The 11,287-nt window shown below is 57.9% G+C and carries 10 protein-coding genes and 1 tRNA gene; 6 read left to right on the forward strand and 5 right to left on the reverse strand.

From position 1 onward, the window contains the following. Positions 1-58: 58 nt before the first annotated feature. The 6 genes from ACFO5Q_RS04335 (at position 59) to ACFO5Q_RS04360 (ending at position 7,061) form a co-directional block, all read left to right on the forward strand. Positions 59-1,453, forward strand: coding sequence for a helix-turn-helix domain-containing protein (locus ACFO5Q_RS04335; protein WP_068147340.1), 1,395 nt, complete (start codon positions 59-61; stop codon positions 1,451-1,453). A 306-nt stretch (positions 1,454-1,759) separates the two neighbouring features. After that, a complete protein-coding gene (locus ACFO5Q_RS04340; protein WP_156431944.1) occupies positions 1,760-3,136 on the forward strand; it encodes an NAD(P)/FAD-dependent oxidoreductase in 1,377 nt (458 codons plus the stop codon). Continuing rightward, complete coding sequence (locus ACFO5Q_RS04345) at positions 3,133-3,951, forward strand: DUF1365 domain-containing protein (RefSeq protein WP_068147337.1); 819 nt, start codon at positions 3,133-3,135, stop codon at positions 3,949-3,951. Before ACFO5Q_RS04340 ends, ACFO5Q_RS04345 begins: the two co-directional genes overlap by 4 nt. Position 3,952: 1 nt before the next feature. Next, complete coding sequence (locus ACFO5Q_RS04350) at positions 3,953-5,170, forward strand: SAM-dependent methyltransferase (RefSeq protein WP_068147334.1); 1,218 nt, start codon at positions 3,953-3,955, stop codon at positions 5,168-5,170. Continuing rightward, on the forward strand, positions 5,139-6,434 hold the full coding sequence (locus ACFO5Q_RS04355) for an MFS transporter (RefSeq protein ID WP_082719855.1): 1,296 nt from the start codon (positions 5,139-5,141) through the stop codon (positions 6,432-6,434). The genes ACFO5Q_RS04350 and ACFO5Q_RS04355 overlap by 32 nt, the downstream gene beginning before the upstream one ends. A 57-nt stretch (positions 6,435-6,491) precedes the next feature. Then, complete coding sequence (locus ACFO5Q_RS04360; protein ID WP_231727225.1) at positions 6,492-7,061, forward strand: DUF3833 domain-containing protein; 570 nt, start codon at positions 6,492-6,494, stop codon at positions 7,059-7,061. 1 nt (position 7,062) lies between these two features. On the opposite strand, the gene ACFO5Q_RS04365 is transcribed toward ACFO5Q_RS04360, so the two are convergent. From ACFO5Q_RS04365 to ACFO5Q_RS04385, 5 genes are all read right to left on the reverse strand, one after another. Continuing rightward, entirely contained in the window at positions 7,063-7,815 is a 753-nt protein-coding gene (locus tag ACFO5Q_RS04365) for an SDR family NAD(P)-dependent oxidoreductase (RefSeq protein WP_068147324.1), read from the reverse strand. Further along, a complete protein-coding gene (locus tag ACFO5Q_RS04370; RefSeq protein WP_068147322.1) occupies positions 7,812-8,471 on the reverse strand; it encodes a DUF6134 family protein in 660 nt (219 codons plus the stop codon). The genes ACFO5Q_RS04365 and ACFO5Q_RS04370 overlap by 4 nt, the downstream gene beginning before the upstream one ends. Beyond that, positions 8,465-9,217: an SDR family oxidoreductase gene (locus ACFO5Q_RS04375; protein ID WP_231727224.1), complete on the reverse strand. Its 753-nt coding sequence runs from the start codon at positions 9,215-9,217 to the stop codon at positions 8,465-8,467. Before ACFO5Q_RS04375 ends, ACFO5Q_RS04370 begins: the two co-directional genes overlap by 7 nt. Beyond that, positions 9,214-10,770, reverse strand: a complete 1,557-nt coding sequence (locus ACFO5Q_RS04380; RefSeq protein WP_068147319.1) for a cryptochrome/photolyase family protein — start codon at positions 10,768-10,770, stop codon at positions 9,214-9,216. The genes ACFO5Q_RS04375 and ACFO5Q_RS04380 overlap by 4 nt, the downstream gene beginning before the upstream one ends. Before the next feature lie 376 nt (positions 10,771-11,146). Further along, a tRNA-Met gene (locus ACFO5Q_RS04385) sits at positions 11,147-11,223 on the reverse strand. Positions 11,224-11,287: the final 64 nt, after the last annotated feature.

Here is an 11,287-nt window from a genome sequence, read left to right on the forward strand (position 1 = left end):
AAAGATTTTGTAATGTTGTAAGATTTGTAATATTACTTTTGTAATTGCAGAGGCGAGCATGGCAAAAGAACGCAGCATATTCATGGGGCCACGCATCAGGCGGCTTCGGCGTGACCTGGGGTTGACGCAGGTTGGGATGGCCGAAGACCTTGACGTCTCGCCGTCCTATATCGCGCTTATTGAAAGCAACCAGCGGCCGGTAACCGCTTCCATGCTCCTCAAGCTTGCGGAGATTTACCGCACCGATATCGCGTCCCTGGCGCGCGGCGCTGGTGATGACTTCAATGCCCAGATCGCCGCCATCTTCAAGTCTCCCCTGTTTGCGGACCTGGACCTGTCGCCCCTGGAAATACAGGACTTTGGCAGCACTTTCCCGGCCACTGCCGAGGCCGTTATCCGCCTTTACACAGCCTATCAGGAAGGCCAGATGGCGCTCGCGGACCAGACAGGGGGCGAAAGCACAGGCGGTCCAGATCCGGTAAGCGAGGCCCGGCGGTTCCTTGCTGCCCGCAAAAACTATTTTCTTGAGATCGACAGCAAGGCCGAAAGCCTGGCGCAGGAGATCAAGCGGGTTGGCGGCTTTGAACAATATTTTGCTGACCAACGCCTTCGGGTACGCCGCCTGCCCTCCGATGTGATGATGGGCTTTACCCGGCGGTTTGACACGCACCGCCGAGAGATCGTGCTGGATGAAGCGCTCGACGGCGCAAGCGCAAATTTCCAGCTCGCGCTCCAGGTTGCCTACAACGAGATGACAGAGGTCATCGACGACTGCCTTGCCGGCACACAGTTTGACACCGAGAGCGGCGAGAAGCTGACACGCCGGGCACTTGCAAGCTATGCGGCCGGCGCCATCATGATGCCCTATCATGCGTTCGCCAAAGCCGCCAAAACGCGGCATTATGACCTTGAGGCCCTCGGCCGGCAGTTTGGCGCCAGCTTTGAACAGGTGGCCCACAGGCTAACCACCCTGCAAAAGCCGGGGCAAGAAGGCGTGCCTTTCTTTTTCATCCGCGTGGACGCAGCCGGCAACGTGTCGAAACGACTGGACGGTGCAGGCTTCCCCTTCGCGCGCCACGGCGGCTCCTGCCCGCTCTGGAGCGTACACAGCGCCTTCAAGAAACCGAGGGAGGTGATCACCCAGTGGGTTGAACTGCCGGACGGGGAGCGCTTCTTCTCAATCGTCCGTACTGTAACGGCAGGCGGCGGCGGATTTGGACGGCCACAGATTGAACGGGCCATCGCCCTTTGCTGCTCCTCGCAGCATGCTCACAAGCTGATTTACACGCAGGATACAGATATCTCTGCCGTTCAGCCGACGCCAATCGGCGTTACCTGTCGCCTGTGCCATCGGGGTGACTGCTTGGCCCGCGCTGAGCCGCCGATCGGCCGCTCGCTTCTGTCTGACGACTACCGCAGGCCTTCCACGCCCTTTGGTTTGGTCGATCCATAGAGGCCATAAGACGGTAGGGTTACAACACCGCAATCTTGAGCATCTCGGCGATTTATTTTTGTGGGTCGGCATAGTTTCGTCAGGTCTTTGGCCTTCCTCCCCGCTTCGCATTGCTCTGTATGAACCTCGGCTCAAGTCCAGTCGCGCAGCCCATAATGCCTTTTGATCATTTGTTTGCGGAGGTAGCATTTGTTCAAGACCGCACTGCAAACTTCCGGCTTTCCGACAGATTGCCGAATTCGCAGCATGATCTGGCAGCTGGCAATCCGCGTATCTGGTTAGGTACCCACTAGCGGAGAAAGAGCCTTGCACCAAACCCTGATCACCTACCCGCCCTGTCGCGACCCTGCGTACCAGGACATCGCCATCATCGGCACCGGGATTTCGGGCCTTTCAAGCGCCTGGCTCCTTGAGCAGAGCGCCAACGTCACGCTCTTTGAGGCCAACGACTATGTCGGCGGCCACAGCAACACGGTGGATATCGAGATCGGTGGAAAAACAATCCCGGTCGATACCGGCTTCATTGTATTCAACCCGACCAATTACCCGAACCTGACCGCGCTGTTTGACCGGCTGGCTGTCCCCACAGCGGGGACAGACATGTCCTTTTCCGTGTCGCTGGATGACGGCAGGTTCGAATATTCCGGCGGTGATGGCGCAGGCCTGCTGGCACAACCCGCCAACCTTTTAAGGCCGCGCTTCTGGAAGATGATCAGCGGCATCCTAAGGTTCTACAAGCACACGGATTCCTTCCTGGAGGAAGCCGGCAGGGACGATATCAGCCTGCGCACCCTTCTGGCGCGCCATGGCTTCTCAAGCGCCTTCGTGCAGGATCACCTGGCCCCCATGGGCGCGGCAATATGGTCCAGCAACTGCACCGACATCCTGGATTACCCCGCAGCATCCTTCCTTCGCTTCTTCAAGAACCACGGCCTGGTTCAACTGACAGACAGGCCCGCATGGCGCACCGTGGTGGGCGGCAGCCGGGAATATGTGAAGCGCCTGTCGGCTTCGTTTGCAGACAAAATCCACCTGTCAGACCCGGTCGAGCAAGTACGCAAGGCGGGCCGCAAGCTCGAACTTGTCACACGGACGGGGAACCGGCAGCTGTTTGATCATATTGTCTTTGCCTGCCATTCCGATCAGGCTCTCAGGATGATTGCCCAGCCGGACCCAGCTGTTGCCAACGCCCTTTCCAGCATGCGCTACAGCCGCAACAAGGTGGCGCTGCATTCGGATGTTGGCCTGATGCCGCGGCGCAAGGCTGCCTGGGCCAGCTGGAATTATATCGAGCGCCGCAGCAAGGAAACCGCTGGCCCCGCAGTCTCCTACTGGATGAACCGGCTTCAGCACCTGAATACAGACGAGCCGGTGATCGTGACCCTGAACCCCGACCGCAATATCCGGCGCGAGACTGTCCATGGCTGGTATGACTATGAGCACCCCGTGTTTGACCAGGCCTGCCACGATGCCCGCCAGCAACTTTGGGCGAGCCAGGGCACGGACAACATGTGGTTCTGCGGCGCTTATCTGGGGGATGGCTTTCACGAGGACGGCATTCAGGCCGGGCTTGCCGTGGCCGAACTTCTGGGCGGTGTGCCGCGCCCCTGGCAGGTGCCAGGCCAGAATGCCCGAATCGGCTTCGGTGACCAGCTCCTGAACGCGGTCGCGGAACCGGCATGACCAAGGGATTCCAGACAGCCCTTTATGTGGGTGATGTATGGCACAAGAGGCGGCGGCCCAAAAAGCACGCCTTCCGCTATCCGATCTATTATCTGATGCTGGATCTGGACGCCTTCACCGAGGGCCGCACAGCATTACCGAAGGGCTTGTCCCTTAATGCGCCAAACCTGTTTTCGGTTTACGAGAAAGATTATGGCCTCAGGGACGGCTCTTCGCTCAAGGACCATGTCCTGTCACTGGTGAAGGGCAGCGTGGCCGAAGAACCTGCCCGCGTCATGATGCTCACCATGCCCCGGCTTCTGGGCTACGGCTTCAATCCGCTGACTGTTTTTTTCTGCCTGTCTTCAAGCGGCGAGACATTGGCGATTGTTTATGAAGTGCACAACACTTTCGGTGAGAGCCACAGCTATATCTATTGCGCCGACAAGCCCCAAGCCACAGTGCCGCTGCATGACGCGGACAAAAGCTTTCACGTTTCTCCCTTCTATCCCGTCGAAGGAACATACAGGTTCCGTGTGCGCGAACAGGCAGGCAAGCTGGGTCTTGCCATCAACTATCTGGGCCGGGACGGCGTGCTGGACATGACGGCCTGCCTGACGGTGGCACCCATGCCGCTGACGGCAAGGAACCTTATGCAGCTGTTCCTGAAAATCCCGTTCGTCACCTTCAAGGTTACAGCGGCCATTCACTATGAGGCCCTGCGCCTTTGGCTGAAAAAACTGAAAGTTTTCAGCAAACCGGAACAGGCAAAAGACCGTATTCAGTTAGCCCGTGTGGGCCATGCCGACAGTCAGACCAAAAGGAACGGAGGCTAATATGGACGGCAGCTTCAAGAGAGTAGAGATCGCACAGCAGCCCACCCTGGCAGAAAAGCTTTTCGCCCGCATTCTGGACCATCTTGCCCTTGGCACGCTCAGGGTCACCTTCCCGTCCGGCTATGTGCAGAATTTTGCCGGCACCATCAGCCCGGGTCCTTACCGGGCGGAAATGCATATCGCAGAATGGTCCGCGATCCGCCGAACGCTCACAGGTGGCGCCGTTGGCCTCGCAGAAGGCTATATGGACGGTGAATGGGACACGCCCGACCTGACGGCGCTGCTGCAGCTTCTGGCCGCAAACATGGACCGTCTTGAAAGCCGCCTGCCCAAGTTGCGGGCCCTGAAACTGATGGACCGCCTTGGCCATTTCTTCAATCGCAACACCAAAAAGGGCAGCCGCCGCAACATCAGCTATCACTATGATTTGGGGAACGACTTCTACAAGCTGTGGCTGGACCCAAGCATGACTTATTCCGCGGCGCTTTTTGAAGGTGAAGGCATGAGCCTTGAAGCCGCGCAGGAGAATAAATATCGCCGCCTTGCCGAAGCTGTCGGTATCAAGGCGGGCGATCATATTCTGGAAGTTGGCTGCGGGTGGGGCGGCTTTGCCGATTTCGCCGTCAACAAACTGAATTGCCGGGTCACCGGCGTGACCCTGTCTGCCGAGCAGCTGGCCTATGCCCGCGAACGCCTGGCCGCGACAAAGCGGGGGGCGGCAGCCAACCTTCTTTTGTGCGACTACCGCGAGCTTGAAGGCGAGTTCGACCATATCGTTTCCATCGAAATGCTGGAAGCCGTGGGCGAACAATATTGGCCCACCTATTTCGAGACGCTGAAGAAGCGCCTCAAGCCCGGCGGCAATATCGGCATCCAGGTGATCCGCATTGCAGACGATCGCTTTGAGGGCTATCGCCGCGGCGTGGACTTCATCCAGAAATATATCTTCCCAGGTGGCATGCTGCCTTCTGACGCAGTCCTGAAACAGCAGTTTGCGGGCGCAGGCCTTCGGCTCAAGTCCCAGTTGGACTTCGGCCTGGATTATGCTGAAACCCTGCGGCTGTGGCATGACGCCTTCAACGCGGCCGAAACAGGTGTGCGCGCACAGGATTTTGACGACAAGTTCCTGCGCACCTGGCGCTTCTATTTGTCCTACTGCGAGGCAGGGTTCCGCGAAGAGACAATTGATGTCAGCCACTATGTTATCGGTAAAGCCTGAGGCAGAAACGGGGGCAGGAAGCAGCATCAGGCACGCTGTTCACTTGCTGCTTTATGGTCTGCCAGCCCTCGCACTTGCTTTCCCGCTGATCCCGTTCGCGGTTTACCTGCCCGCTTATTATGCGGAAAATAAAGCGCTTGGCTTCACGGCAGTGGCGCTGGCGCTGTTTCTTTCGCGGCTCATCGACATGATCAGCGACCCCCTTGTCGGCAAGCTAAGCGATGGCACAAAGAACCCGGTACTAAAGCGCAAGGGCTGGATGGCCGCGGGCGGCGTCCTTGCGGCCGCAGGGCTTATCCAATTGTGCAGGCCCGGCAGTGAAGTGACCCCGCTTTATCTGGGTGGCTGGTCTGCCCTTCTGTATATCGGCTGGACCATGGTCATGATCCCCTATCAGGCCTGGGGCGCTGATATTGCAGCTGATGAGCTTGAGACAACGCGCTTCACCACGGCGCGCGAGGGCTGGTCGCTTGTGGGCATGCTGTGTGCGCTTGCGCTACCCATCGCCTATAGTGGCGACATCCTGCCCGTCATACCCACACTGCTCATCCCCGTGGCAGCGTCGACCATGTTACTGGCGATGCTGTGCCTGCCGCATGGCAGCAACGCGGCCACGGCCCACAAGTCTGGTGCCAGCCTTAAGGCCATAGCCACCAGCCCCAAAATGCGGGCCTTCGGCAGCATCTGGTTCTTCACCGCCACTGCAAGCGCCATCCCCGCCGCACTGTTCCCGCTTTATGTCAGCGAGGTGCTGATGGGCACAGACGCGCAGAAAGACATGGCAATCCTGATTTATTTTGCTGCCGCCGTGCTGGCCATGCCGCTTTGGGCCCGGTTGTCAAAGGGCGGCAACAAGAAGCGCATCATGGCAACCGGTATGGCCGTCGTATGCCTCGCCTTCCCGATCGCAACCCTTTTAGGCCCCGGGCAAGTGGCGGCATTTTACGGCATCTGCATTGTCACGGGCTTTGCCCTGGCAGCAGAGCTGGCGCTTGGCCCATCCGTGCTGGCCGACATTGCCAAGGAGCGGGGCCGTCTGGGCCACAATGAGATAGCCAGTCATTTCGCCATCTGGGGCATGATCAGCAAACTTGCTTTTGCCTTCGCCATCCTGCTGGCGTTCGGTGCACTGGGTGCTGCAGAGACAATAACGGGCGGCAAAGTGCCACCGATTGTAGTAGCCCTTGTGTATGCCCTCATGCCCGCGCTCCTTAAAACTGCTGCAACGATCAAATTGTGGCGGATTTCTGAAGAACTCGACTAATCCACCATACGGCGGAATCCGTACAATTTTCAGATGTTTCAACAAAAGGAGACAGGAGTGGCACGGCATCTTTTTCTAATGGCTTTGGCCCTATTGTGCCTGACCGCCTGCAGCACGACCATGACAGTAGAACAGTTCAAAGATCAGGAACCCCCATTCGTTCTCGAGGACTATTTCACCGGAAAGACCAAAGCGACCGGGCTGTTTGAGGACCGGTTCGGCAATGTCCGCACCCAGTTCACCGTTGATATCAACGGCAGTTTCGACGGCAAGACGCTGACGCTGGATGAAAATTTCCTCTATGCCGACGGCTCAACTGAATTCCGCCGCTGGGAAATCGATAAAGTTGGCCCGAACGCTTACGTAGGCCGTACGGAAATGGCCATCGGTGAGGCCGAGGGTGAGACAGCCGGTAACAGCTTCCACTGGGCATATAAATTCAAGCTGAAGGTGGGTGACGGTTATTGGAACGTGAAGTTCGACGACTGGATGTTCCTGCAAAACGATGGCACGCTTCTGAACAAGGCGACCGTATACCGCTGGGGCTTCAAGATAGGCACCGTATTCCTGAGCTTCCGCCGCGCCGAAGACGCGCAGGTCAGCACGGCAGAGATGGCAGCGGAATAGCCTAATCCTGTCGCATCATTTTACGGGTAGCTGCCAGATAAAGCCTGTCTGGCAGCAGACGCAACAGCTTCATCACAAAAGCAAAGCGGGTTGGGAAAGTGATCTCGAACCCGCTTTTCTCTAGCCCGCGAATGATACGCGCTGCCGCCTTGTCCACCGGCATCAGGAACGGCATCGGAAAGTCATTCAGGTCCGTCAGCGGGGTTTTGACAAAACCGGGGTTGATAAGCCGTATGTCGATGCCGTCCTGCTTCAGTTCTTCCCGAATGCTTTCTGCGAAATTGATCAGCGCCGCCTTTGACGCGCCATAGGCACTGGCACCCGGCAGTCCCCGATATCCCGCAAGCGATGATACCAGCGCCACCTGCCCACGCCCGCGCGTCTGCATGGCAGGCAGCACCACATCAAGGCACTTCAGCACCCCCATATAGTTCACTTGCATCAGGGTTTCGTGCGTCGCCAGATCAAAGCGCCGGGCGGATGTCGGTGTGTGTGTGCCGGCATTCAGCACCGCAAGGTCGGGCGTACCCCATTGGCTCTCAAGCTCCCCGTAAGCAGTTTTCAGCCTTTCAGCGTCACAAACATCAGCCGCCGCCCACTTGTACTCGCCTTCAAGCGCGGCAGCTTCGTCTTCAAGGGCCTCAAGCTTGTCCGCCGACCGGGCCGTGACAAATACCTTGTGGCCAAGCGCCAGATACTGCAGCGCCAGCTCGCGCCCGATGCCGCTGCTGCCACCGGTGATCCAGACAATCATGACGGTACCTCCAGCGTGTTGCGGCAGTCGGTGCAGAGGAATTCGATCAGGCTGCCATCGTCGTGATAGAAAGACATGCCCAGCCAATTGCCCATCACGTCATAACGGGTGTCGATATCCAGATCGCCCCGCACCTGAAGGTCAAACGCGTCTGTGCGCGGTGCTTCCTCTGTCGCCCCGGTTATTTGAACCGCGTTCAGCCTGCCGGTGATGGTATTGAAAAGCGTTTCTGCCGCCACTACGCCAACATTCCAGTGGTTGGTGGTGAAAAAGCTGCTGCCAATGCGCTTTGTGTTGCCGTCCGCGTCCGTGGCGACATAGCCTTCGCCGTCGGCGGCAATCTGTGTGCTGATGAGCTTTCCGTTATCATTCACATCTGTCGTGACACTGACAAGCTGGCCACCGTTCCAGATTTCTTCCGACAGGTAATGGTACCGATAGGCCGTGAAGAACAGGAATTTCACTTTCATCCGGGTTTCAGAAACCACTTGAAGCGTACTGCCCGTGCGCGAAAAACGGATTTCATGATCGCCGATCTTCTTGCCGTTCCTGAGCACATCATAATGGTTCACAGCATCCAGCGCGTGGGCCGCGTGGGTGCCGGCTTGGGTGAATGCCAGCACGAATGCCAAAAGTATGAAGCCAAATCTTACCATTCTATCCTCTTGCCTTTGTGGTCGAAAAAACCGCCAGTGTCCTTGGGCTGCAACCCTGTAATCACACGGAGCATCCGGCCTGCCGCCAACGCGGGCGGCTGCACCTCCAGCCCTGTTTTGGCGAAAGGGCGCGTCAGCGGCGTGTCCACCGTTCCGGGATGCATAGCGGCGCAAACAGCCTCGGGCGCCTTGCGTGCCAACTCTATCGAAGCGGATTTCACTATCTGGTTCAAAGCCGCTTTGGATGCTCGGTAGCTGTACCAGCCACCCAGGCGGTTATCGCCAATGCTGCCAACGCGGGCCGAAAGGCAGATGGCAGCAGACCGCCCCTTCCTGGGCACCAGCGGCAGGAAGTGCTTCAGCACCATCGCAGGGCCGATGGTGTTCAGCTCAAACATCTTCCGCATGGACGCGTGATCCAGCTCGCGCAGGCTTTTCTCCGCCCGGGTCTCAGTCGTTTCAAGCACGCCGGTTGCGACGATCAGAAGCCTGAGCGAAAGGCCCTGCCGCCGGATACTGGCTGCGGCATCCTTGATAGATGTTTCATCAAGAAGGTCTATGGGCTGGTCGCCCGTTCGGGACAAGCCAATCACAGGCCCTGCAGGGTTGACATCTTCAAGGGACGCCAAAAGCGCCCTACCTATGCCGCCAGATGCCCCCACCACCACGGCGGCGTCTGTGCTTTCTATCAGCAGGTGCGACAGGTCATAAGCTGAACTTTCAGGGTATGGGGCACCGTCCATCATGCCGCTGCCTCCGTCTCTTTTTGACTGCCGCCATCCAGGCGTTCCAGGAATGCCTGCGCGGTGCGCAGATAGTCATCCCGCTTTTCCACCGACATCCGGCCCCAGGTGGCATAAGGGTTCCTGAGCCGCGGGTTCTTTGCCAGCACATCACGGTTCCGGTCGAGGAAATCCCAGTAAAGTGCATTGAAAGGGCAAGCGCCGTTGCCGGTTTTCACATCGGCGCGGTAGCGACAGTTTTCGCAATAGTCCGACATGCGGCTGATATAGTTGGCGCTGGCAGCATAGGGTTTGCTGGCCATGATGCCGCCATCGGCAAACTGGCTCATGCCGATGGTGTTGGGCATTTCCACCCATTCAAACGCATCCACATAGACACCCAGATACCATTCATGCACCGCACGCGGGTCCACCCCAGCGAGCATGGCAAAATTGCCAGTGATCATCAGGCGCTGGATATGGTGGGCATAACCGTGCTCAAGCGTCTGCCCGATGACTTCCTTCAAGCAGGCCATATCCGTGTCCGCCGTCCAGTAAAAATCCGGCAGCTTACGTGTCGCCTTCAGGGCATTGAGGCCTTCATACTCCGGCATCTTCAGCCAATAGATGCCGCGCACATATTCACGCCAGCCAATGATCTGGCGAATGAAACCTTCAACAGCGTTAAGGGGGGTATGACCGCCAAGGTAGGCGACTTCCGCGCGCCGACAGACGTCCATCGGGTCCAAGAGGCCGATATTGAGGTAAGGCGACAGAAGCGAATGATAGAGATGCGGCTGACCCTTCAGCATGGCGTCCTGATAGTCGCCAAAGGAGGGAAGCGCATGGTTGATGAAATGGTCAAGACAGGCTTCGGCATCCGCCCGCGTGACCGCATAACCAAAACCCGCGAGCGTGCCGAAGTGGTCGGGGAAACGCTGGTCGACCATCTCCAGCACATCGCGGGTAATGGCATCCGGCTTGAAGGTTTTGAGCGCGGGCATGAACAGGTCATCCTGCGCGGGCTTGCGGTTCTCCGCATCAAAATTCCAGCGCCCACCTGCGGGCTTTTCGCCTTCCATCAGCAGACCGGTCTGGCGCCGCATGTCGCGGTAGAAATACTCCATCCGAAGTTCGCGCCGCCCATCCGCCCAGCGGGCAAAGGCGTCGCGGCTGCACAGGAAGCGATCGTCCGGCAATATGTCGACGGGGATATCCAGGTCTGCCGCCAGTGCCTTTATCATCTCCAGCACACGCCATTCGCCTGGCTCCACGAACACCAGCCTTGATGGATTATGGCGTGCAACGGCGCGGCGAATTTCACCATTGAAATCGCCACTATTATCGGGCGCATCCAGGGAAACATAATCCGTTTGCCAGCCGTCTTTTGTGAGATCGTCAATGAAATGGCGCATGGCGGAAAACAAAAGCGCCAGCTTCTTTTTGTGATGGTTCACGGTCCGTGCTTCGGCGGCCACTTCCATCATCAGAACTCCATCTGAGGCCCGGTCCCCGCTTCGCAGGGAAGCGAGATCAAGACTTAGCTGGTCGCCAAAAACTATCAGTATGTGCCGCATGATGCTCTTTGCCAATCGTGATACATTTCATACGGTCCTAACGGCGCTCCGGATTTACCTTTGTTTGGCTTTGCTCACTCCGTCATTTCTCCTCGCTTTGCTCCGTTGTCTCCGGAACAGCGTTGCAGTTCCTCCGCCCGAACCAGTAGATTAAAATCCGCACCCTTCGTCCAAATAAAAAAGCCAGGGGCCCGATGGACCTCTGGCCTTTTTATTGGTTGCGGGGGTAGGATTAGTCTCGTCGCTCTGCTCCTCGTCAGCTTCGCTAGGAACCTTTGGTAAAACAGACGGTTAGTCTGTTTTACAAGGAACAAAGCCTGGACCCGCTCAACAAAGATTTAAGGCCGACCCCCGTGGTGGGGATCGGCCTTAAATTTGGTTGCGGGGGTAGGATTTGAACCTACGACCTTCAGGTTATGAGCCTGACGAGCTACCGGGCTGCTCCACCCCGCGTCATATGTCTGGGCCTTTGAGGCCCGGTAGCAGCATTTATCTGACGCCTATCGGCGATGCAGAC

The organism is Kordiimonas lipolytica (assembly GCF_042651265.1).
GTDB classification, from domain to species: Bacteria; Pseudomonadota; Alphaproteobacteria; order Sphingomonadales; family Kordiimonadaceae; genus Kordiimonas; species Kordiimonas lipolytica.